The organism is Methylobacterium sp. CM6247 (genome assembly GCF_054817925.1).
The window spans coordinates 4,661,636-4,682,578 of record NZ_JBTXKX010000003.1; the positions used below are offsets into that span (position 1 = coordinate 4,661,636).

Here is a 20,943-nt window from a genome sequence, read left to right on the forward strand (position 1 = left end):
ACTGTCCGGCATCGGCCGGTAAGCTTCGAATGGCCCGGAGAGCCTATTCCACCACGGCCTCGTCACCATCGAGGACGAGGCGCCGCAATGTCCGTAGAGCGCTGTCCAGACGCGCGAAAGGTGGCGAGCCGAGGGCGAGGCGCACCCCATTCTCCGGCGTCGAGGTCCCGACGGCGAAGGCGCTGGCGGGGGATACCGCGACACCGTTGCGCGCCGCGGCAGCCGCATAGCGTTCGGCGCTCCAATGGGAGGGCAACGAGAGCCAGAGGTGGAAGGCTCTCGGGTCACCCCGCACGTCGAGGCCCGCCAACGCTTCCCTGGCGGCATGCTGGCGCGCGGTCGCGTCCGCCCGCTTGGCGGTCTCGATCCGCCTCGCGGTTCCGTCGTCGATGAGGTGGAGCGCCATCGCCAGGGGAAGGCCGCTCGCCGTCCAGGCTCCGGTGCGGATCGCGGCGCCGAGCCGCTGCACCAAACCGGAGGGCGCCGCGACGAAGCCCAGGCTCAGGCCGGGAGCCAGCCGTTTCGACAGGCTGTCGATGAGGATCACGCGGTCCGGTGCCAGGGCCGCCAAGGGTTCCTCGTCACACAGGAAGCCGTAGACGGAATCCTCGATACAGAGGAGGTCGTGCCGGTGGAGGGCCGACGCTACGGCGCGCCGCCGTTCCGCGCTCATGCTCTGGCCGAGGGGGCTTTGCAGGACGGGCTGCAGATAGAGGGCCCGCAGGGGCTTCTCCCTATGGGCTCGCTCGATGGCATCGGGGGTCACCCCCTCCGTATCCATCGGTAGGGCGACGAGCTCGATACCGAGGCGGTGCGCGAGGCCTTTGACGATGGGATAGGTCATGGCCTCCACCCCGATCCGGTCGCCGGGTTGGGCCAGCGCCGCCATGGCCGCAGCGATGCCCTGACGTCCCGTCCCGGTGAAGAGGACGGTTTCGGGATCGGCCGACCACCCTCCCCGCGCGAAGAAACCGGCCGCCTTGGCTCGCGCCGGCCCGGCCGCACCCGGCCTGACGGGTGGGAACGTGGCCTCAATCCGAGCTGGATCGAGAAGAGGCTTGAGGCTGGCGGCGAGATCCGCCGCTTGATGGGGCAGGATGGAGAAGACGTGTTCGAGATTGACGAGGCCGCCTTCCGCCTCTCGTTCGCCTTCCGCGTCCGGCTCCGCGTTGCGGATGAACGTGCCGCGGCCGACTTCTCCGGTGACGAGCCCGCGCCGCGTGAGCTCCGCATAGACTCGACTGGCGGTAGAGACGGCGATCCCACGCTCGTATGCGAATTGCCGTTGCGTCGGCATCCGGCTTCCCGGGGCCATGCGCCCCTGCGCGATATCCGCAGCGATCCCGTCCGAAATCATCCGGTAGTCGGCCAAGCTCATATTGCTCCGAGTGCAATGTATTGATTGATTCGATTCAAATTCGGATCAATGACGAGTTGCGAGCGAATGGAGCCCCATCGAAATGCCGAACCGCGATACTCTAGGGCCGATCCTAAGTCCCGATCCGAAGGTCGCTTTCCTTCCTAGCCTAAGGACCTCTTCCGACCAAGCACAGAGGCAACTTTCACCTGGGCCCCTCGGGATCCTATCAATCTGGCTCAGGCGCTTCACCGGGAGGCGTACAATTCGAGAATTGACCTCGGAGCAAGTTAGAGAACTCGATCTCGATCCCGTGGCTTTGCGCCTGGAAGCCGCGAAACCGTTCTGGCGTGCATGAACCTGAAGACAGCGTCGGAATCCGGGAGCGGGCTCGTGCGGACGGGCCGCAAAGCCCTCGGGCTACCCAGCGAGGAATTATCCACGCTCAGGGCTCCGGCGCTGCAGGGTATCTCGGACCCGGTTCCGGGTAGCCGCCGTCATCGGATTCATCGGCTTTCACGGACGGTTCAATGGCGAAGATAATCCCTGTCTTTTTAGGCTCGCATTGGAACCTATATTCCAACATCACGCAAATATTTGAAAAACCATTGTATTGATTCTGCTGGCGATCGGAAGCACCATCATATTGTCAAGTTTCGGGGCATGGCCCGTGGTCGACGATACGACCCGGGCGGCACGGTCGACGGCCGAGCACAGCCCACCGCGACGCGACGACCTTATCCTCGCCGGAGCGCGCCCGTGTCCTTCAGAACCCTTCTTGCCGCTCGTATCGCGCTGGCCGCCTTGGCGTTGCCGACGATCGGGCATGTGGCGGCGCATGCCGCCGAACAGAAACAGGCTCAAACCAACCCTCTCGTATCCACCGAGTGGCTCGAGGCCAACCTAAGCTCGCCGAAGCTGCGGATCGTCGAGGTCAGCGTGGAGCCGGGCGTGTACGAGCGCGGCCACATACCCAATGCGCAGAACGTCCTCTGGCACACGGATCTCGTGGAGACGGTGAGCCGCGACATCGCGGGACCGGACAAGTTCGCCGCCCTGATCCGGCGTCTCGGCATCGACCGCGACACCACGGTGATCCTCTACGGCGACAACAACAACTGGTTCGCCGCTTGGGGGGCTTGGGTGTTCGCGCAGTACGGTCTCGTCGACAACGTGAAGCTGCTCGATGGTGGCCGCAAGAAATGGGAGGCCGAGAAGCGGCAGCTCGATACCCGCAGCCCCGACGTGGCCGCCTCGGCCTTCCCCGTCACGCCGGTCTCGACGGGCCAGCGCGCCCGTCTCGCGGACGTGCTCGCCGTGGCGCGCAAGGAGCGGGACGAGACGATCCTCGATATCCGCTCGCCGGATGAGTTCTCGGGCAAGCTCATCGCGCCGGCAGGCGTGCAGGAACTCGCGATCCGGGCAGGCCATATCCCCGGTTCGGTGAACGTGCCCTGGGCCAAGGCCGTGAACCCGGACGGCACCCTGAAATCCGTGCCGGAGCTGAAGAAGCTCTACGCCGATGTGGGGATCGATGGGTCCAAGCCGGTCATCACCTCCTGCCGCATCGGCGAGCGCTCGAGCCATTCCTGGTTCGTGCTCAGCCGCGTCCTCGGCTACCCCGTGCGGAATTACGACGGTTCCTGGACGGAATACGGAAACGCCGTCGGCGTGCCGGTGGTGAACCTCGCCGGGACGGTGTGGTCGGGCAAGTGACGGCCTCGCCGATATCCGAACCTCCAGCGCCCGGTCCTTCGACCGGGCGTTCCCCCGTGCCGTTGCGGGTCACGTCAGCGGCCCTGATCGGTGCGGGTATCCTGGCCGCCGCCTTGAATCTCTCCGGCGATCCCGGCAGCAGCCGGCTCGCGCTCTCGCTGACATTCGGAGCCCTTTTCGGCTTCGTGCTCCAGCGCTCGCGCTTCTGCTTCTTCTGCCTGTGGCGCGATCTGATCGACCGGCGAGACCCGCGCGGCGCCCTCGGCATCCTCGCCGCGCTCGCCGCCGGCACGGTCGGCTATGCTGTCGTGCTGGGGGCATGGCTGCCCGATCCGAGTGGGGCGCGGTTGCCGCCCGACGCCCATATCGGTCCCGTCGGGCCGATCCTCGCCCTTGCCGGTGCCGCCTTTGGAGCAGGCATGGCGATCTCAGGCTCTTGCATCGGCGCTCATCTCTACCGCCTCGGCGAGGGATCTCCCACGGCACCGTTCGCCCTGGTCGGAACAGCCCTGGGCTTCGTCCTCGGCTTTCTCACCTGGAACACGCTCTATCTCGCCAGCATTTCGGAGGCGCCCGTCATCTGGCTGCCCCGGCATCTCGGCTATGCCGGCAGCCTCGTCCTCACTCTCGCGGTCCTGGCGGCTCTCGCGGTGCCTCTCCTGCGGTGGCTGCCGCCCGCCGATGCGGCGCCATCGAGGCGCGTCGCGCCGCTGCGTGCCGTCTTCGTCGAGCGTTGGCCGACCTGGCTCGGCGGACTCGCTGTCGGCGCTCTCGGAACCTTGGCGTATCTCAGGGTCGGCCCCCTCGGCGTCACCGCCGAGATTGGCGGACGGGCGAGGCAGGCCGCTGCCGGGCTCGATCTCCTGCCCGCGCGCCTCGAAGGGCTCGACGGGTTTCGTGGCTGCGCCACCGCCATCCGCGATGCAATCCTGACGCCGAACGGGGTATTCATCGCGGGGCTCGTCGCGGCGTCCCTGGCCGCCGCTCTGGCGGCGGGGGAGTTCCGCCCCGCCCTGCCGACGCAGGGCCAGGCCGTGCGCGGTCTCGTCGGCGGCCTTCTCCTCGGCTGGGGCGCCATGACCGGTCTCGGCTGCAGCGTCGGAACGTTGCTATCGGGAATCATGGCAGGCGCCGCATCCGGATGGGTCTTCGGCGCGGCGATGTTCGCCGGCCTCACCGCGACGCTCCTCGCTGGCAGGCGTCTGAAGCTTCTCGCTTAGACAAAAGAAAACGCCCGGCCATGACAGCCGGGCGTTTCCTATTTTCGTGAGGTGACTACCGATCAGGCGGTCAGCACGGTCGACGGCTCGACCTTCACACCGGGGCCCATCGACGACGTGACGGCGATGCGCTGGATGTAGGTGCCCTTGGCGCCGGCCGGCTTGGCCTTGGCCACCGCGTCGGCGAACGCCTTGATGTTCTCGACGAGCTTGGTCTCGTCGAAGGAGACCTTGCCGATGCCGGCATGGACGATGCCAGCCTTCTCGACGCGGAACTCCACCGAACCGCCCTTGGCGCCGGCGACCGCGGACTTCACGTCCATGGTGACGGTGCCGACCTTCGGGTTCGGCATCAGGCCGCGCGGGCCGAGCACCTTGCCGAGACGACCGACGAGCGGCATCAGGTCCGGGGTCGCGATGCAGCGGTCGAACTCGATCTTGCCGCTCTGGACGATCTCGAGCAGGTCCTCTGCGCCGACGATGTCGGCACCGGCGGCCTTGGCCTCGTCGGCCTTGGCGCCGCGGGCGAACACCGCCACCCGCACGGTACGGCCGGAGCCGTTCGGCAGGTTGCAGACGCCGCGGACCATCTGGTCGGCGTGGCGCGGGTCGACGCCGAGGTTCATCGAGATCTCAACGGTCTCGTCGAACTTGGCGCTGGCCTTCTGCTTCACCAGGGCGATCGCCTCGGCGATCGGGTAGAGCTTGAGCGCGTCGATGCCCTCGCGGGCGGCGCGGATGCGCTTGCCTTCATGTGCCATTGTGCCCTCCCCCTTAAGCGACGACGTCGAGGCCCATGGCCCGCGCGGAGCCACGGATCATGGCGACGGCGGCGTCAACCGAGTCGCAGTTCAGGTCGGGCATCTTCTTCTCGGCGATCTCGCGAAGCTGAGCTTCGGTGACCTTGCCCACCGTCGGGCCCTTGCCCGGAGTCTTGGAGCCGGAAGCCGGCTTCTTGCCGATCTTCAGACCGGCAGCCTTCTTCAGGAAGAAGGTGACCGGCGGCTGCTTCATCTCGAAGGTGAAGGAGCGGTCCTGATACGCCGTGATGACGACCGGGATCGGCGTGCCCTTCTCGATCTGAGAGGTCTTCGCGTTGAAGGCCTTGCAGAATTCCATGATGTTGAGGCCGCGCTGACCGAGCGCGGGACCGATGGGCGGCGACGGGTTCGCGGCGCCGGCCGGAACCTGAAGCTTCACGTAGCCCGTGATCTTCTTTGCCATAGGGACTGCTCCCAAATGTAGCCCGTCGCCCGGCTGCCTCGAGCACGAACGATACGAGCGGTTGCAGGTCGCGGTGCGATCCGTGGATCCCGGCGGCAAACCGGGCGGACCTCCCGCGGGTTATGACGAACGCGAATCACGGACGACGAGGAGGCTTTGCCTACCTTCGCCATCCGCGTTTCGTCATTCGCCTGACGATCAGACCTTCTCGACCTGAGCGTATTCGAGTTCCACCGGAGTGGCGCGACCGAAGATCGACACGGCGACCTTGAGGCGCGAACGGCTCTCGTCGATTTCCTCGACGGTGCCGTTGAAGGATGCGAAGGGACCGTCGGAGACGCGGACGGTCTCGCCGATCTCGAAGGAGATCGAAGGCTTGGGACGATCGACGCCCTCGGCGACCTGCCCCTTGATACGCTCCGCCTCGGAATCGGGAATCGGCACCGGCTTCGACTTGTCGGCGCCGAGGAAGCCCGTGACCTTCGGGGTGTTCTTGATGAGGTGGTAGACTTCGTCGGTGAGATCGCATTTCACCAGGACGTAGCCCGGGAAGAACTTGCGCTCGGCATCGACCTTGCGGCCGCGGCGAACCTCGACGACCTTCTCGGTCGGAACCATGACCTCGTCGAAAAGCTCCATCAGCCCGCGCTGCGCCGCCTGATCCTTGATGGACTGCGCGACCTTGTTCTCGAAATTCGAGTAGGCGTGGACGATGTACCAGCGTTTCGACACGGTTCTCACCAAATCCTGACGTCGGCCTGCCCGGTCGCGACGACGCGCCCAGGAAGACTCAGTTGTTCTAGGCGCCGACCCCGAGGATCAGGGTCACGATGTAGCGCAGTGCCTGGTCCACGACGGTGAAGAAGATGCTCGCCGCCACCACCATGATGAACACCATGATCGTCGTCACGGTGGTCTCCTTGCGGCTCGGCCACGTGACCTTGCGGCCCTCGTCGCGCACCTGGGACAGGAACTCGGCCGGGCCGACGCGCTTGGGCGCGGGCCGCACGGGCGGAGTGCCCCGAGGCGGCGTCGGCGTGGCGGCGCCGCGCTGCGGAGTGCGCGCCAGATCCGCCTTCTTCGTTGCTTCGTTCGATGCCATTGATGCCAACAACAGGGAAAATCGGCCCTGACCGGAAAGCGGACCGGTGCGGAGGCTCTGGTCGAAGCCCGCACCGAACACATTTACCGATCTCGGAATGCGAACGCTCTAGCGCAAGTCCCGGGTCTTGTCGACCGTCGCGGACATGTCGACAGAAAGCCGGAGACACGCTCCGGTTCGACATTCCCGACGGGAGGCCGATCCGGCATTGCGCTTAAGGATAACACTGGCAGGAGTGGAGGGACTCGAACCCGCAACCTCCGGTTTTGGAGACCGGCGCTCTGACCAGTTGAGCTACACTCCTACGCGGGACGCTCAATGCCCGATCATTTCCGCCGGCGCAAGAGCCCAAGGCGTGCCGCCGCCGAAATTGCGATGGTACAGCTGTCACGGCTCCTCGAACCGGCCAAGATAGGCTGGCGGCACATGCCCGACGAGCCAGACACCGTTGTCCGCACGGTAGAAATGCGTGCCGGCCTGCCACATGCTCTGCGCCGCGACGGTGAGGACGGCTGGTTTCCCGTGCCGCCGGCCGACGCGGCGGGCGGTTTCCGCCTCGGAGGAGAGATGGACGTGGTTCCTCGCGCCGGGCCTGAGGCCGTCGGCCAGGATGGCCGGAACCGCATGGATCGCGGTGCCATGGAACAGGATGGGCGGCGGTTTACAGGGAGCGAGATCCAGGGTCACCTCGACGGAATGCCCCTGGGCCGCCCTAATCCGCGAACCGTCCGGCGACAGGGTGAAGCGTTTCTTGTCACTCGTGGCGACGATCTCGTCGAGGGTAACGCGATCGATGGCTGTCCCGGATCGGAGGGCGGCCGCAAGCAGGGTGTCGATGTCGACCCACCCCTGACGATCCAGGGTGATCCCGATCGCATCCGGGGCATGCCGCAGCACGTAGCTGAGAAACTTGCTGGTTTCCTTGCTCACGACGGGCTCCTGTTTCCCGGTGGCGTTCGCTCAAAACAAAAGAGCCGGCGCGAAGCCGGCTCTTTCGAACATTACAGGTGGGGCGAGCCGCGTCGCCGAAACGGCGCGGCTCTCCGCATTCTCAGTCGTTGATGGCTGCGACGACGCCTGCGCCGACGGTGCGTCCGCCTTCACGGATGGCGAAGCGGAGCTTCTCTTCCATGGCGACGGGGACGATGAGGGTGACGTCCATGGTGACGCTGTCACCGGGCATCACCATCTCGGTGCCCTCGGGCAGTTCGCAGACACCGGTCACGTCGGTGGTGCGGAAGTAGAACTGGGGCCGGTAGTTGGTGAAGAACGGGGTGTGGCGACCGCCCTCCTCCTTGGTGAGGATGTAGGCCTCGGCCTTGAACTTGGTGTGGGGCTTGACCGAGCCGGGCTTGCACACGACCTGGCCGCGCTCGACGTCCTCACGCTTGGTGCCGCGCAGGAGCACGCCGACATTGTCGCCGGCCTGGCCCTGGTCGAGCAGCTTGCGGAACATCTCGACGCCCGTGACCGTGGTGGTCTGGGTGTCGCGGATGCCGACGATCTCCACGGTCTCGCCGACCTTGACGATGCCGCGCTCGACGCGACCCGTCACCACGGTGCCGCGGCCCGAGATCGAGAACACGTCCTCGATCGGCATCAGGAACGGCTTGTCGATCGGACGCTCCGGCTGTGGGATGTAGGCGTCCACCGAGGCCATCAGGGCCAGCACGGCGTCATGGCCGACGGCCTTGTCGCCGTTGTCGAGAGCCACCTTGGCCGAACCCTTGGTGATCGGGATGTCGTCGCCGGGGAAGTCGTACTTGGAGAGGAGCTCGCGCACCTCCATCTCGACGAGCTCGAGGAGCTCCTCGTCGTCGACGAGGTCGACCTTGTTGAGGAACACCACCAGCGCCGGCACGCCGACCTGACGGGCCAGCAGGATGTGCTCGCGGGTCTGGGGCATCGGGCCGTCGGCGGCCGACACGACCAGGATCGCGCCGTCCATCTGGGCGGCACCCGTGATCATGTTCTTCACGTAATCGGCGTGGCCGGGGCAATCGACGTGGGCGTAGTGACGGTTGGCCGTCTCGTACTCGACGTGAGCCGTCGAGATCGTGATGCCGCGCGCCTTCTCCTCGGGGGCCTTGTCGATCTGGTCGTAGGCCGTAAACGTCGCGCCACCCGACTCCGCCAGGACCTTCGTGATCGCAGCCGTCAGCGACGTCTTGCCGTGGTCGACGTGACCAATCGTGCCAATGTTGCAGTGCGGCTTGGTGCGGGCAAATTTCTCTTTGGCCATCGTCACATTCCTAAGACAAAGTCACATGAGCGGTCGCCCAGGGCGGCGCTCGAGGTGTCGAGCCGGGCGAAAGACGCCGCCCGGATAGAGGCTTGGCGTCAGATGATCAAGGGATGATGACTGTGGAGGCCGAATCGAGCCTGCGGCTTGGTCGTCCATTCGCTGTCCGGCCTCGACCTCGGATGCGGAGTCATACCGTTCCGCGAACGACGGCACCGGCCGCACGCTCGTTTAAGATGGGAACGACGAGACTGTCGGTCGGCGTGAAGATATGCGCCGAGGGAGATGGCACGGTCATGCGTGTCGCCGGCGGACGGAGGGGCCGGTCGAAGGACGTTAGCGCGGCACGATCACGGCCACCTAAAACGGCCGCCGCGGGGCCCCGCTCGATCGGAAGCGCCGCGCCGGCCCGCCTACGGATCGGCCTCCGACGCCGTGGCGGCCGGGCGTCGGCGGGGTGCGCCTTCGAGGATGCGGCCGCCGAGGAGTCCGTTGAGGCCGACCACGATGAAAACGGCCACGAGGTGCACCGCCAGATCCGTCGCGGTGGCGTCGTGGGGATGGAACGGTACCAGAAGCGCCGCTGCCGCCGCCGCGACGGCCAAGCCTCCGAGAGCCGCCGTGAGGCTCGGGTTCAAGGGGCAGGCCCGGCGCAACATCGTGACGAGCAGGATTGAGAGCGGCAGAGAGACGCCCATCAGGAAGACGAAGCAGCCGCGCATCTCTCCAGTTTCGGCGAGGTTCGAAGCCGGAGCGAGCCAGGCCCGCAGGCAACCGAGCCCGCTGACGCCGAGCCACACAACCAGAGGCGGAATCGGTAGAAGAGCCCAGGCCCGGCTGCGGCCCGGCACGCTGCTCTGGAAGGCCGCGAAGGCTGCGGCCATGCTGGTCAACATCGCCCCGAGCGCGGCATAGCGAAGATCCGGAACGCCGAGGCGCAGTTGCAGGCCGGCGGCGTCGGACAGGGGCAGCAGGAGGATGGCCAGGGCGAGCACGGCGGAGAACCAGGCGACGGCCCGCCATCCCGGCCCCGGCAGCGGGCGGACCGGCGCGAGCGACCGGGCCAGCTCCTCGACGAGACGTTCGTGGCTGGCGGGATCAGACATCCGAGCCCTCCTTGCTGGATGAGAGAGCGGCACGCAGGGCTTTCAGAGCCCGATGGAAATTGACTTTCAGCGCCGTCTTGGTCCGCCCGGTGAGAACTGACGCCTCCTCGAGGGACAGCTCGCGCAGGGCGATGTGTTCGATCGCCTCGCGCTGCCCCGGGGGAAGATGGGCGACGGCCTCGGTCACGGCCCGACGCCGGGCTCGGATTTCAAGATCGTGCCCGGGCGGGGGCCCATCATCGGCGCGTGTCTCGTAGGCGATCGGATCGTGGACCTCTCGTGGCCGACGGCTGTCGTACCGCATGGCGTCGATGGCGCGCCGATGGGCGATCGCGCGGAGCCACGGGAGAAAGGGCCTGGACGGGTCGTAGCTTGCCCGCGCCCGGTGGATCGTCAGCAGAGTGTCCTGGACCACATCGTCGAGGCTCGGCCCCTGCACGCCCTTGGCCCTCGCCATCGCGGAGATGACGGGCACGCAGTCTCGCAGGAATTGGCGATAGGCGACGGCATCGCCGTTCTGAGCCGCCTGCATCGCAGCTGCCAGTGACGCCTCGCCGGACGATGGCGTCGATCGGGCGGGCATGGACGCGATGCTTCCGGGGGCTTCGGACCGAGCCGGTAGGACGGAGAAGCGGCCCGAATATGCCGCCTGCGCCAGGCTCATCGCCAAGACTCTAATTCGCTGCCGGGGACTTGGCCACACCGCCCTCCGCCATCGAGATCGTGGCAACGGCATTCCGCCGCGACGGCTGGAGCGCGGGCAAGCGTGCTCATGTGGAACGGTCCCCTTATCGCAACTCAGGTTCGACGGCGGCTCTGAGACGGATTTCGGCGATCACACGCTCCCGGTTACGTCAGGGGCAGCGATGGTCGCGGGCCGGGGACACGCAGGCTCGCTCCGTGACGATGCTACCCCCGTTGGAACGCGGGACTTTCCGCCTCTTGCTTCCGCGTGCCCACACCAAAAACTTTCGAGCGATGAATGAATAGGGCGCGTTGTTCCTCGGTTTCTTTTTAGGTCGAATCTTTATTTGTAAATTGATTTGTCTCGATGTTCAGAGCGTAACTTCTCAAGGTAAAGAACGGGTCCTGTTTCATCAGATAATGAATATTTAAGTTCGCCAATCGTCATCATGAATGGGCGCACCGAAATCAAGAGGGCTGAGTTCAGCGAGATATACCAGTGTTTCGACGCTTTACCCTGGAACTGCTTACGCATGCATCTGTTGAAGGCGGGGCTGTGGCCCGGATCGGGGAGCGGTGGGAGCGACGGTGACACTTGGCGTCGACAGGTACGAACTCCGGCAGATCATCGCCGGCCTCAGCGAGGGGGTGATCCTGGTCGAGCCGGATCAGACCATCGCCTATGCCAACGAGGCTGCCCTGGCGATGCATGGCGTGGAATCCATGGACGTGCTCGGGGAAACGGTCGATGCCTATCGCGAGCGTTTCGCCCTGCGCTACCGCAACAATCGCACCCCCAATCAATATCCGATCGAGCGCGTCGTATCCGGCGAGACGTTCCACGACGTGATCGTCGAGGTGACCCGGACCGACAAGCCGGACGTGACCTTCGTCCATTCCCTCCGCAGTCTCGTGGCCACGGATCGGGAGGGCAATCCGAGTTGCCTCGCCCTCATCCTGAAGGACGTCTCGGACCAGTTCGAGGCCGAGGATCGCTTCGAGAAGACCTTCAACGCGAATCCGGCCCCTGCCGTGATCTGCCGGCTCTCCGACCTGCGCCACGTGAAGGTCAATCTCGGGTTCCTCGAGATGACGGGCTACACCCGGGATGCCGTCATCGGCCGCAGCGTCTACGAGGTCGATGTGCTGGCGGGCGCCCGCAACCGGGACCTGGCCATCTCGCGCCTGAACGAGGGTGGCACCATCCCGCAGATGGAGGCCTGTCTCGATCTGCCCGACGGGGGCGAGCGTCACGTCATCGTCGCCGGCCAGCCGATGGAGCTCGGCGAAGAAGCCTGCATGCTCTTCACCTTCGCCGACCTCGAATTGCGCCGGAAGGCCGAGATGGCTTTGCGCCAGAGCGAGGAGCGTTTCGCCAAGGCATTCCGCCTGACCCCCGTGCCAACCGTGCTGGCACGGGCGGACGGTTTCACGATCACGGGGGTGAACGAGGCCTTCAGCCGGGTCTTCGGCCATGCCAGCGATACGGTCGCCGGGCGTTCGCCCGCGGAACTCGGGCTCTGGGTTCACGAGGCGGCCCGCGAGAAATTCGAGAGCGCGGTGGCTCTGACCGGCTACGTCATCGGCCTTGAAGTCTGCCTCTGCCACCAGGACGGAACCAGCCTCGATTGCCTCGTCTCGGCCGAACGAGTCGAGATCGGGGACGATGTCTACGCACTCCTCGTCCTGCAGGACATCACGGAGCGCAAGCGCGGCGAGCGTGACCTGTTCGAGGCCATCGAGACCGTCATGGCCGATACGTCCTGGTTCAGTCGCGGGCTCATCGACAAACTCGCCAACCTGCGCGGGCCGGGAGGCGATCACATGGATGCGATCGCACCGAACATGACGGTGCGCGAGCGGCAGATCCTCGATCTCATCTGCTCCGGGCTCGGTGACGATGCCATCGCCAAGCGCCTGACCCTGTCCCGAAACACCGTGCGCAACCACGCCGCCGCCCTCTACCGCAAGCTCGGCGTGCACAAGCGTTCCGAAGCCATCGTCTGGGGACGGAACAATGGGTTTCCGGCCGGATCAACCGGTTAAATAAAATCCCTCTACCAGTACAAATTAACCATTGATTGGCGGGTGATGCGCGCCAGTTAAGATGTCGAACTGCAAGGCATGCAGGTGCGCGCGCCAAGAACATCCAATGGATATCTGAACGAGACTAAATCTGCAGCAGAGGCGCATACTACAAATGCATCGATCAAATACGTCGTCATCGAAATGTTCGGTGACGTAAAGATCGCCGACTAATGAAAAATCAGCGGAAACTTCTCTGATCTGGACGGTTGTCCGAAGCGAAATCTTCGGTCTGGCGTATTCTGGGTAATACCAGCGCGATCCTATCGAATGAGTACGTAAACAGGGGGAATACCATGGTCGATACCAATCGGATCACTGGAGCCGCCGAGGAACTCGGTGGGAAGATCCAGGGGGCTGTCGGCGATCTGACCGGTTCGAACCGAAATTCCGTCGAGGGCCGTGCACGCGAAGTCCAAGGCGAGGCCGAGAACCTTTACGGCCAAGCCAAAGACGCGATCGTCGAGGCTGCCAGTACCACCCGCAACGCCATCGACGACGTTGCCGGTCCAGACGGGGGTGAGATCAAGGCCCGTGTGCGTGAGGCTCAGGACGCCGCCGGCGAAACCTATGAGCGTGCCGAACGCTCCGTGCGCAATGCCGCACGCGAGGCCTACGATGACGCCGAAGATGCCTACCACAACCTTGGCAACAACCTGCGCCGGGGTGGTCGGGAGATGACCTATCGGGTTGCCGAACATCCCGTGGCCGCCCTGCTGGCCGCCGGCCTCCTCGGCTACGGAATCGGCCTCCTCGTCCACGGGCGCGACTAAGCTCCCGCCATCCCTAGACTTTCCCCTTCGTCCTTCCCCGCTCGGACGACCGAATCCTTCGGTTTGCCGACGACCTCGGAGCTTTGTCACGTGTCTTCTTCCGCCAACATTCCGGCATCGCCGATCGCCGCCGCCGACACCCGCACCGTCCTGCTGAACCAGGTGTCGTGGGGCGCGATCTTCGCCGGCGCCGTCACCGCCCTGGTGACCCAGGTCATCCTCAACATGGTCGGCGTCGGCATCGGCTTGTCCAGCGTCGGACCGGTGGCCGCCGACAACCCGGCCGCCTCGACCCTGTCGCTCAGCGCCGGCGTCTGGTTCATCGTCTCGGGCATCGTGGCGGCTCTGGCGGGCGGCTTCATCGCCGGGCGTCTATCGGGCAAGCCCGTCACGGGCGCCGCCGGCCTGCACGGCCTCGTCTCCTGGGCGGTGACCACCCTCGTGGTGCTCTACCTCCTCACCTCGGCGGCCGGTGGCCTCATCGGCGGAGCCTTCTCCGGCGTGACCAGCACGCTGGGCGGAGCCGGCTCGCTGGTCGGCGGCACCGTGCAGACCGCGGCCCAGGCCGCCGCCCCGTCGCTGTCGAAGATCACCAACCCGCTCGACGGTATCGAGCAGAGCGTCCGCAACCAGGCCGCCGGCCAGGACCCGCAGGCCGCCAAGGACGCCGCCGTCGCCGCGATCCGCGCCCTGTTCACGGGTGATCCGAGCCAGAAGGCCCAGGCCGAGAACCGTGCCGCCGACGCGTTGGCCAAGGCCCAGGGCATCCCGGTCGACCAGGCCAAGACGCAGATCCAGGACTACCGCAAGCAGTACGAAGAGACCGTCGCCACCGCCAAGCAGAAGGCTGAGGCTGCCGCCGTCGCCGCCAAGTCCGCCGCCACCCAGGGCGCCTTCTACGGCGCGCTCGCCCTGATCCTCGGCGCGCTCGCCGGCTTCTTCGGCGGCCGCCTCGGCGCCCCGAAGCTCCACACCCTCGCCGACAGCTACGGCGCCCGCCGCGCCTGAGCCACTCCCCGGCCGGTCACCCGCGACCGGCCGGACCTCCCCCTACGATCCTCATTCCCGAACCGAAGGAGCATCCCCATGAGCAGCACCACGGACAAGCTGAAGGGCCTCGCCAACGAAGCCGCCGGCAACGTCAAGCAGGCGGCCGGCAAGGTCACGGGCAACGACACGCTGGTCGCCGAGGGCAAGGCCCAGGAACTCAAGGGCGAGGCCCAGCGCACCGTCGGCGAGGCCAAGGACGGCGTCGCCTCGGTGGTCGACACGGTCACCGGCAAGCGCTGAACTGGCAAGCGAGGCAGAGCGCCGCTCTGCCTCCACGCGCATGCGGATATTTCGGCGGAGCCGATTGGGTTCGCGCCGCCTGCCGCACTGTCAAAGAACGTGTCTCGTCGGTCCTCCGTGCAGGCAGCGGTCACCAGCCCCTCGGTCTCACACCAGGTTTGCTGCCGGTCTCGAGCGCCGATCCCCCTCATTCCGGAAAGTCTCGATCCTCCGTAAACTCCTGACCGTTTTCGTGCTTCCGAAGATCATCGCCTATATCACCCGCCGTCTCAGCGGCCGGGCCACCACACAGCCGCGTCGGCCCCGCTGACATCGCTCCACCTCGGTCTCGCGTGATCCCGCCGGCACGATCCCCACGCCCTGCCCTCCGGCGTGGCATGATGCAGCGTGCCGTCCGGCAAAGCGGCGAGCGGAGTGCCGAGACATGAAATTCGCCGGCCGCATCATTCGCCGTGAATTCGTCTTCCTCCTCCTGGCCGTGCTGCTCGGCCTGGGAGCCGCCACGGCCTACTGGATCTCGCGGGCGACGGTCCTTACCATCGCGGTCGCGCCGAAGGACGGGACCGAGCCGGCGCTGATCCAGGCCTATGCCGATGCTCTTGCCCGGCGGCACAAGGAGATCCGTCTCAAGGTCATCGCCCTCGACGATGTCAGGGACAGTGCCGCCGCCCTACAGGAGGGTCGCGCCGATCTCGCCGTGGTCCGCCCCGATGTCGATCTGCCTGATAATGCTCTGACCCTGGCGATCCTCCGCGATCAGGCCATGATCATCGCGTCTCCCGAGCCATCCGGATTGACGAGTTTCCCCGAACTCGACCGGAAGCGTCTCGCGATCCTCGCGCATCGCGACGCCGACCAGGCGTTGATCAAGGCGATGGTCGGGCATTATGGCCTGACGCTGCTCGACAAGGACCCGGACGGACCGCTGCCGCCGCGCCACGTTGCCCTCGTGGAGATGACCGAAGCCGAGCTTCCGGCGGCATTCGCCAAAAAGCGGGTCGATGCCGTGGTTTCGGTCATTTCCCCGACCGCGCCCACGGCACAGCGGATCGTCGGCATCGTTCAGGCGGCCAGCAAGACGCGAAAGGTCGCTTTCGTGACCGTCGAGAACGCCGATGCCATCGTCGCACGGATGCCGCGGCTGCAGTCGGTCACCATGCCGGCCGAGACGTTCGGCGGCAGTCCCAAAGTTCCGGCCGAGGATGTCCACACGGTGGGAGCGTCCTATCGCCTGATGGCGCGGGCCGGCCTGTCCCGCCCTGTCGCGGCAGACGTGACCCAGCATTTGTTCGAGCTGCGCAGCGGCATGGCCAACGTCACCGCCGCCGCCGACTACATGCAGGCGCCGAGCTACGACAGCACGGCCGGCGCGACGAGCGCGCGGCTACCGATCCACCCGGGCGCCGTCGATTTCTACGAGCGCGAACAGCAAGGCTTCATCGAACGCTACGAGACCTGGATCTATCTCGTCGCTTTCCTCGGTGGCGGTATCGGCTCGGCGTTGGCCTGGATCGGACAGCGTCTGTCGCGGTTGCGCCGGGAACGGATCGAGGAGGCCACCGACCGCCTCCTGCAGATCCGCCAGGAGGCGCAGGGCATCGCCGACCCGACGCGCCTCGAAGGCCTCGCCCGTGAGATCGACGATCTCGCCGGGGATATCGCCAAGCACGCCCTGGAGCGTCCGACGGAGGCGAAGACCCTCTCGGCCGCCGCCATCGCCATCGATGCCGCGCGGTCCACGGTCAAACGCACGATCGCAGCCGGACATTACGCCCCCGACTCTCCCGGATAGGCCGGGCGCACAACAAACTCGGAAACGGTCGCGGCGGATTGATGAGGGCAGACAGTGGGGCCCGCCTGCTCGACCGGCCTGAGGCGCTGCTTATTCATGCTGGTCGAGGAGGAAGAGGGGCGCCGCGCCGGGGGCGTCACCTGCATGTTCACCGAGAGGGAAGGACGGCCTCACCCGGCAACGTCGTTCGCATCGGTCGGGGAAGAAAGTGGAGCGGGTACCGGGAATCGAACCCGGGTATTCAGCTTGGAAGGCTGCTGCTCTACCATTGAGCTACACCCGCATATGGCGCCCGATAGCATGGAGACGCGGTCTTGAGAAGGTGATCCCTTCATCGGCCGTGCTGCCAGCGTGTCGGTATGGATTGGTGGGGGAAGTAGGACTCGAACCTACGAAGCTTACGCAGCGGATTTACAGTCCGCCCCCTTTGCCGCTCGGGACATTCCCCCAAACCACCGCCTTTCGGCAGCGCGCGGGCCCTTATGGTGAGGGCTTGCGCGGGTGTCAACACATCCTGCGCATGCGGGCGCGCAAAGTTCAGGGTGTGGCGAGATCACCGATGCGCAATTGCACCCGCTCGCCGCCGCGCCAGGTATCGATGGCGAGGGTGCCGGCCACGTGGAATTCCTGCCCGATCCCGCCGAGGAGCGCCTGCCCCAACGGCCCCTGCGCGGAACGAAAGGCAATGGCGCCGATGGCCTGGCCATCCCGGCTCCTGAAGCGCGCGCGCACATGGCCGTTGCCGACGATGCCCGCATCGACGAGGCGGTGATGCGACAGGGCGAAGACGGGCTCCGGCGCCCCGGCACCGAACGGCCCGGCGCGCTGGACGAGGCGAACCACCTCCGCCGTCGCACCGCCCGCGCTCACCGTACCGTCGATGAGGAGCGCTTCCACCGCCCTCGCCTCAGCCACCGCTGCTGCGAGGGCGGTGGCGAGAAACTCGCCGAAGAGCCTGGGATCGTGGCCCGGCAGCGTTGCGCCAGCCGCCATGGCGTGCCCGCCGCCCTTGACGAGAAGGCCTGCATTCACTGCCTCCCGCACCGCAAATCCGAGATCGACCCCGGCTACGGAGCGGCCCGACCCCGTCGCCGTCCCGTCCGGCCGTAGGGCGAACGCGAAAGCCGGTCGGCCGAAACGTTCCTTCAGGCGGGCCGCCACGAGGCCGACCACGCCCGGATGCCAAGTGGCGGAGGCGGTCACCAGGACCGGCTTGTCCGGATCCAGGGTCAGGGCGCGATCCATCTCGGCCTCGGCTTCGAGAACGGCCTGCGCCTCGATGCCCTGGCGTTCGCGGTTGAGGAGATCGAGTTCGGTGGCGATACGGTTCGCCTCGGCCTGATCGGTGCTGGTGAGAAGGGCGGCACCGAGCCCCGCATGGCCTATGCGCCCGCCGGCATTGATGCGCGGACCGAGGAGATATCCGAGATGCCAGGATTCCGGCGGCTCGCTCAAGGATGCCGCATCGAACAGGGCGGCGAGGCCGATCCGGCCCCGGCCGCGCATCACTTTCAGTCCCTGGACGACGAAGGCGCGGTTGAGGCCGGTCAGTGGCACCACGTCGGCCACCGTCGCCAGCGCCACCAGATCCAGGGATTCGGCGAGATCGGGCAGATCTTCCCTCCCTCCCCGCCTCAGGCGGCGGTTGAGCGCTACGAGGGTGAGGAAGACGACACCTGCCGCGCAGAGGTGGCCGAAGCCCGAAATGTCGTCGAGCCGGTTCGGGTTCACCAAGGCGCGCACCGAGGGCAGGACCTCCGGTGCGCCGTGATGATCGAGGACGATCACATCGAGGCCGAGCTCGGCCGCGGCTGCGAGGGGCTCGTGGCCGCTCGTGCCGCAATCGACGCAGACGAGGAGCTTTGCCCCGCCCTCCGCCAGCGACGTGACCGCTGCCACGTTGGGGCCGTACCCTTCCGTGATGCGGTCCGGAATGTGGATGTCCACCGTCAGGCCGAGAGAACGTAGGTAGCCGGCGATCAGCGCCGCGCTCGCCGCGCCATCGACATCGTAATCGCCGAACACCGCCACATGCTCGTGGCTTTCGACCGCACGGGCGAGCCGTTCGGCCGCGCCTTCCATGTCCACCAGGCGGGACGGGTCCGGCATCAGGTCGCGTAGTCGCGGCTGGAGATAGGCCTCCGCTTCGTCGGGCCGGACGCCACGGGAGGCGAGGACACGGGCGAGAAGGTCGGGCAGGCCATGGGCCTGAACCATCGTCGCGGCATAGGCCTGGGCGGCCGCCTCGCCGCAGCGGTCACGCCAGGGCCGCCCCATGATGGAGCGGGTGACGCCGAGGAAGGCGCGGGTTGGGGCGAGGGCTGAGGCGGCTGACACGCAATCAGTCTACCCGGCCGGGGCTATCCGGCGCTACTGCGCTGCCGGCTTCGCGGTGACGCGTGGGGCAAGACTGGAACTCGCTCTTACCCAGACGAGAAAAGGGCCGGCGCATGGCGCCGACCCTTCGCAGGCGAGACTGACGGGGCGGAGTGCCGCCCCACGTCGCTCAAAGGTTCTTGACGATCGAGTCCACGACCTTCTTGGCGTCGCCGAAGAGCATCATGGTGTTGTCGCGGAAGAAGACCTCGTTCTCCACGCCGGCATAGCCGGAGCCCATTCCGCGCTTGATGAAGAGGACCGTCTTGGCCTTCTCCACGTCGAGGATCGGCATGCCGTAGATCGGCGAGGTCTTGTCGGTCTTGGCGGCCGGGTTGGTGACGTCGTTGGCGCCGATGACGAAGGCCACGTCCGCCTGGGGGAAGTCGCCGTTGATGTCCTCGAGCTCGTGGACCTCGTCGTAGGGCACATTGGCTTCCGCCAGCAGCACGTTCATGTGCCCGGGCATGCGTCCGGCGACCGGGTGGATGGCGTATTTCACGTCGACGCCTTCCTTCTTGAGCAGGTCCACCATCTCGCGGAGCGAGTGCTGGGCCTGCGCCACCGCCATGCCGTAGCCGGGGACGATGATGACGCGCTCGGCATTCTTCATGATGTAGGCCGCATCGTCGGCCGATCCCTGCTTCACGGGGCGCGTCTCGACAGCGCCACCCGCACCGGCCGCAGCGGCGTCGCCGCCGAAGCCGCCGAGGATCACGGAGATGAACGAGCGGTTCATCGCCTTGCACATGATGTAGGACAGGATCGCACCGGAGGAGCCGACGAGGGCGCCGGTGATGATGAGCGCGAGGTTGCCCAGGGTGAAGCCGATGCCGGCCGCCGCCCAACCCGAATAGGAATTGAGCATCGACACGACGACGGGCATGTCCGCGCCGCCGATCGGGATGATCAGCAGTCCGCCGAGCACGAAGGACAGCACCACGATCAGCCAGAAGATCGCCTTGCTCTCGGTGCCGATGAACACGGCGATCAGGCCGACCAGGGCGATGCCCAGGGCGATGTTGATCGCGTGCCGCTGCGGTAGCATGATCGGCTTGCCGGACATGCGTCCGTCGAGCTTGGCGAAGGCGATGACCGAACCGGTGAAGGTGATCGCCCCGATGGCGACGCCGAGTGCCATCTCGAACAGCGATTCCTTATGGATATGGCCGTTCTCGAGGATGCCGACTGCCTGCGGAGCGTAGAGCGTGCCGGCCGCTCCCGCCACGGCGGCGAGACCCACGAGGGAGTGGAAGGCGGCCACGAGCTGAGGCATGGCGGTCATCGGCACCCGCTTGGCGATCACCGCGCCCGCGCCGCCGCCGATGGCGAGGCCGAGGAGGACGATGATCCAGGCGCCGAATCCGGCCGGCGGATGGCCGACCAGGGTGGTCAGGACCGCGAGGCCCATGCCGACCATGCCGTACAGGTTACCCTGCCGCGACGTGGTCGGGTGCGAGAGCCCCCGCAGCGCCATGATGAACAGGACGCCGGAGACGATGTAGAGAAGGGCGGAGACGTTCTGGGACATCGTCTCAAGCCTTCTTCTTGTACATGGCGAGCATGCGCTGTGTGACCAGGAACCCGCCGAAGATGTTGACGCTGGCGAGCACGATGCCCACGAAGCCGAAGAAGCGAGCCCAGCCGGTTCCCTTCTCGATCAACGGTACGCCCGCCGCCAGCAGCGCGCCGACGATGATGACCGAGGAGATCGCGTTGGTGACCGACATCAGGGGGGTGTGGAGCGCCGGGGTCACCGACCACACCACGTAGTAGCCGACGAAGATCGCGAGCACGAAGATCGCGAGCTGGAAGACGGTGGGATCGACCGCGCCATGGGTGACGACGGAGATGCCATGGCTGAGGCCTTGGCTGAGGCTGTCGGCGATGCTCTGCGCCTGGTCGGCGGAGGCGCGGGCGGCGGCAGCGGCGGCGCGTGCCTGCTCGGCGGCCTGTTCGGGGGGAAGGGTGGCCAT

At 66.5% G+C, this 20,943-nt stretch carries 19 protein-coding genes and 3 tRNA genes; 7 read left to right on the forward strand and 15 right to left on the reverse strand.

From position 1 onward, the window contains the following. Positions 1 to 43 precede the first annotated feature (43 nt). Complete coding sequence (locus ACYQOP_RS23130) at positions 44 to 1,378, reverse strand: aminotransferase-like domain-containing protein (RefSeq protein ID WP_461224384.1); 1,335 nt, start codon at positions 1,376 to 1,378, stop codon at positions 44 to 46. A 738-nt stretch (positions 1,379 to 2,116) separates the two neighbouring features. Between ACYQOP_RS23130 and ACYQOP_RS23135 the strand changes: the two genes are divergently transcribed. Together ACYQOP_RS23135 and ACYQOP_RS23140 are read left to right on the forward strand one after the other, a co-directional pair. After that, positions 2,117 to 3,073 (forward strand): sulfurtransferase, encoded by a 957-nt coding sequence (locus ACYQOP_RS23135; protein ID WP_461224386.1) that lies wholly within the window; start codon positions 2,117 to 2,119, stop codon positions 3,071 to 3,073. 62 nt (positions 3,074 to 3,135) lie between these two features. Beyond that, a complete protein-coding gene (locus ACYQOP_RS23140) occupies positions 3,136 to 4,293 on the forward strand; it encodes a YeeE/YedE thiosulfate transporter family protein (protein ID WP_461225436.1) in 1,158 nt (385 codons plus the stop codon). A 62-nt stretch (positions 4,294 to 4,355) separates the two neighbouring features. Here ACYQOP_RS23140 and rplA read toward each other — a convergent pair whose 3' ends face one another. The 9 genes from rplA to ACYQOP_RS23185 all read right to left on the reverse strand — a co-directional run bounded on the left by rplA (position 4,356) and on the right by ACYQOP_RS23185 (position 10,550). Then, positions 4,356 to 5,054, reverse strand: a complete 699-nt coding sequence (rplA, locus tag ACYQOP_RS23145) for a 50S ribosomal protein L1 (protein ID WP_056429676.1) — start codon at positions 5,052 to 5,054, stop codon at positions 4,356 to 4,358. Between the two features lie 13 nt (positions 5,055 to 5,067). Beyond that, complete coding sequence (rplK, locus tag ACYQOP_RS23150) at positions 5,068 to 5,517, reverse strand: 50S ribosomal protein L11 (RefSeq protein ID WP_018044245.1); 450 nt, start codon at positions 5,515 to 5,517, stop codon at positions 5,068 to 5,070. Positions 5,518 to 5,715: 198 nt separating this feature from the next. Next, the gene (gene nusG, locus ACYQOP_RS23155; protein ID WP_056429674.1) at positions 5,716 to 6,249 is read right to left on the reverse strand and encodes a transcription termination/antitermination protein NusG; all 534 of its coding nucleotides are present in this window, start codon (positions 6,247 to 6,249) and stop codon (positions 5,716 to 5,718) included. A gap of 67 nt (positions 6,250 to 6,316) precedes the next feature. Then, positions 6,317 to 6,619 (reverse strand): preprotein translocase subunit SecE, encoded by a 303-nt coding sequence (secE, locus tag ACYQOP_RS23160; protein WP_056429694.1) that lies wholly within the window; start codon positions 6,617 to 6,619, stop codon positions 6,317 to 6,319. Between the two features lie 227 nt (positions 6,620 to 6,846). After that, a tRNA-Trp gene (locus ACYQOP_RS23165) sits at positions 6,847 to 6,923 on the reverse strand. An 83-nt stretch (positions 6,924 to 7,006) separates the two neighbouring features. After that, positions 7,007 to 7,549, reverse strand: a complete 543-nt coding sequence (locus ACYQOP_RS23170) for an RNA 2'-phosphotransferase (RefSeq protein ID WP_419953931.1) — start codon at positions 7,547 to 7,549, stop codon at positions 7,007 to 7,009. A 121-nt stretch (positions 7,550 to 7,670) separates the two neighbouring features. Beyond that, positions 7,671 to 8,861 (reverse strand): elongation factor Tu, encoded by a 1,191-nt coding sequence (tuf, locus tag ACYQOP_RS23175; protein WP_207412100.1) that lies wholly within the window; start codon positions 8,859 to 8,861, stop codon positions 7,671 to 7,673. 413 nt (positions 8,862 to 9,274) lie between these two features. After that, on the reverse strand, positions 9,275 to 9,967 hold the full coding sequence (locus tag ACYQOP_RS23180) for an NrsF family protein (protein ID WP_461224389.1): 693 nt from the start codon (positions 9,965 to 9,967) through the stop codon (positions 9,275 to 9,277). Next, positions 9,960 to 10,550, reverse strand: coding sequence for an RNA polymerase sigma factor (locus ACYQOP_RS23185; protein ID WP_461224390.1), 591 nt, complete (start codon positions 10,548 to 10,550; stop codon positions 9,960 to 9,962). The genes ACYQOP_RS23180 and ACYQOP_RS23185 overlap by 8 nt, the downstream gene beginning before the upstream one ends. A gap of 689 nt (positions 10,551 to 11,239) precedes the next feature. Between ACYQOP_RS23185 and ACYQOP_RS23190 the strand changes: the two genes are divergently transcribed. The 5 genes from ACYQOP_RS23190 to ACYQOP_RS23210 all read left to right on the forward strand — a co-directional run bounded on the left by ACYQOP_RS23190 (position 11,240) and on the right by ACYQOP_RS23210 (position 16,591). Continuing rightward, positions 11,240 to 12,697 (forward strand): PAS domain S-box protein, encoded by a 1,458-nt coding sequence (locus tag ACYQOP_RS23190; protein ID WP_419953934.1) that lies wholly within the window; start codon positions 11,240 to 11,242, stop codon positions 12,695 to 12,697. A 335-nt stretch (positions 12,698 to 13,032) separates the two neighbouring features. Further along, entirely contained in the window at positions 13,033 to 13,509 is a 477-nt protein-coding gene (locus ACYQOP_RS23195; RefSeq protein ID WP_461224392.1) for a CsbD family protein, read from the forward strand. 90 nt (positions 13,510 to 13,599) lie between these two features. Then, positions 13,600 to 14,517 carry a PhnA-like protein gene (locus ACYQOP_RS23200; RefSeq protein ID WP_461224394.1) on the forward strand — a complete coding sequence of 306 codons (918 nt, stop codon included), beginning with the start codon at positions 13,600 to 13,602 and terminating at the stop codon, positions 14,515 to 14,517. Positions 14,518 to 14,595: 78 nt separating this feature from the next. Next, a complete protein-coding gene (locus ACYQOP_RS23205) occupies positions 14,596 to 14,799 on the forward strand; it encodes a CsbD family protein (protein WP_056429224.1) in 204 nt (67 codons plus the stop codon). 424 nt (positions 14,800 to 15,223) lie between these two features. Further along, a complete protein-coding gene (locus ACYQOP_RS23210) occupies positions 15,224 to 16,591 on the forward strand; it encodes a TAXI family TRAP transporter solute-binding subunit (RefSeq protein WP_461224396.1) in 1,368 nt (455 codons plus the stop codon). A gap of 209 nt (positions 16,592 to 16,800) precedes the next feature. Here the strand turns inward: ACYQOP_RS23210 and ACYQOP_RS23215 are convergent. From ACYQOP_RS23215 to ACYQOP_RS23235, 5 genes are all read right to left on the reverse strand, one after another. After that, positions 16,801 to 16,874 (reverse strand) — tRNA-Gly (locus tag ACYQOP_RS23215). An 82-nt stretch (positions 16,875 to 16,956) separates the two neighbouring features. Continuing rightward, positions 16,957 to 17,040, reverse strand: a tRNA-Tyr gene (locus tag ACYQOP_RS23220). Positions 17,041 to 17,128: 88 nt separating this feature from the next. Further along, positions 17,129 to 18,868 (reverse strand): single-stranded-DNA-specific exonuclease RecJ, encoded by a 1,740-nt coding sequence (gene recJ, locus ACYQOP_RS23225; protein WP_461225438.1) that lies wholly within the window; start codon positions 18,866 to 18,868, stop codon positions 17,129 to 17,131. Positions 18,869 to 19,097: 229 nt separating this feature from the next. Further along, complete coding sequence (locus tag ACYQOP_RS23230; protein WP_056429217.1) at positions 19,098 to 20,498, reverse strand: NAD(P)(+) transhydrogenase (Re/Si-specific) subunit beta; 1,401 nt, start codon at positions 20,496 to 20,498, stop codon at positions 19,098 to 19,100. A gap of 4 nt (positions 20,499 to 20,502) precedes the next feature. Continuing rightward, a complete protein-coding gene (locus ACYQOP_RS23235; RefSeq protein ID WP_056429213.1) occupies positions 20,503 to 20,943 on the reverse strand; it encodes a proton-translocating transhydrogenase family protein in 441 nt (146 codons plus the stop codon).

Coding starts and splice junctions, on each gene's coding strand:
- ACYQOP_RS23130 (WP_461224384.1), bottom strand. CDS start 1,378: ATGAGCTTGGCCGACTACCGGATGATTTCGGACGGGATCGCTGCGGAT.
- rplA (WP_056429676.1), bottom strand. CDS start 5,054: ATGGCACATGAAGGCAAGCGCATCCGCGCCGCCCGCGAGGGCATCGAC.
- rplK (WP_018044245.1), bottom strand. CDS start 5,517: ATGGCAAAGAAGATCACGGGCTACGTGAAGCTTCAGGTTCCGGCCGGC.
- secE (WP_056429694.1), bottom strand. CDS start 6,619: ATGGCATCGAACGAAGCAACGAAGAAGGCGGATCTGGCGCGCACTCCG.
- tuf (WP_207412100.1), bottom strand. CDS start 8,861: ATGGCCAAAGAGAAATTTGCCCGCACCAAGCCGCACTGCAACATTGGC.
- ACYQOP_RS23180 (WP_461224389.1), bottom strand. CDS start 9,967: ATGTCTGATCCCGCCAGCCACGAACGTCTCGTCGAGGAGCTGGCCCGG.
- ACYQOP_RS23185 (WP_461224390.1), bottom strand. CDS start 10,550: ATGCCCGCCCGATCGACGCCATCGTCCGGCGAGGCGTCACTGGCAGCT.
- ACYQOP_RS23195 (WP_461224392.1), top strand. CDS start 13,033: ATGGTCGATACCAATCGGATCACTGGAGCCGCCGAGGAACTCGGTGGG.
- ACYQOP_RS23205 (WP_056429224.1), top strand. CDS start 14,596: ATGAGCAGCACCACGGACAAGCTGAAGGGCCTCGCCAACGAAGCCGCC.
- ACYQOP_RS23210 (WP_461224396.1), top strand. CDS start 15,224: ATGAAATTCGCCGGCCGCATCATTCGCCGTGAATTCGTCTTCCTCCTC.
- recJ (WP_461225438.1), bottom strand. CDS start 18,868: ATGGGGCGGCCCTGGCGTGACCGCTGCGGCGAGGCGGCCGCCCAGGCC.
- ACYQOP_RS23230 (WP_056429217.1), bottom strand. CDS start 20,498: ATGTCCCAGAACGTCTCCGCCCTTCTCTACATCGTCTCCGGCGTCCTG.
- ACYQOP_RS23235 (WP_056429213.1), bottom strand. CDS start 20,943: ATGGCCACCCTTCCCCCCGAACAGGCCGCCGAGCAGGCACGCGCCGCC.